Source organism: Microtetraspora fusca (assembly GCF_001570365.1).
Classification (GTDB): Bacteria; Actinomycetota; Actinomycetes; order Streptosporangiales; family Streptosporangiaceae; genus Microtetraspora; species Microtetraspora fusca.
On sequence record NZ_BBYK01000036.1, the window covers coordinates 1 to 513 of the forward strand.

1 protein-coding gene is annotated in these 513 nt (G+C 71.3%); it reads left to right on the plus strand.

What is annotated here, in order from left to right; all coding sequences use genetic code 11:
* Positions 1-164: 164 nt before the first annotated feature.
* Positions 165-513 (plus strand): DUF222 domain-containing protein (locus AWQ68_RS00190; RefSeq protein WP_169808822.1); only part of this gene is annotated, 349 nt, incomplete at its 3' end.

A 513-nucleotide genomic window follows, 5' to 3' on the forward strand; every position in this document is an offset into this window, starting at 1 on the left:
GCGGCGGGGATGAGCGTGGCCGGGGCGGGCCGGGTGCTGGCGTTGGCTACCGAGCTGGCACGGCTGCCGATGGTGCGGGCGCGGTTCGCGCAGGGGAGCCTGGCCGAGGGCAGTGTGACGGCGATCTGCTCGGCACCGCACGGCTGACGGATGAGCAGGCGAGTGTGGCGGAGCCGATTCTGGTGGGGTTGGCGGATCAGGCGACTCCGGCGGAGATCGCGCGTGCGGGGCGGTATCTGCGTGCGGTGCTGGACCCGGACGGGGAGGCCGATGACAGCGAGGCGGATTACCGGGAGCGGTTTCTGCTGGTGCGGGAGAGTTCCTCGGGCGGGCTGGAGGGGGAGTTCCGGCTACCTCGGGAGGCGGGGGCGCGGTTGCGGACGTTGCTGGACGCGTATGCGAAGCCGAAGGCGGAGGGGGATGAGCGGCCGCTGCGGGTGCGGAACGCGGATGTGTTGATCGCGTTGCTGGAGCAGCAGATCGGCACCGAGCTGCTGGTGTTGATCAACGCCG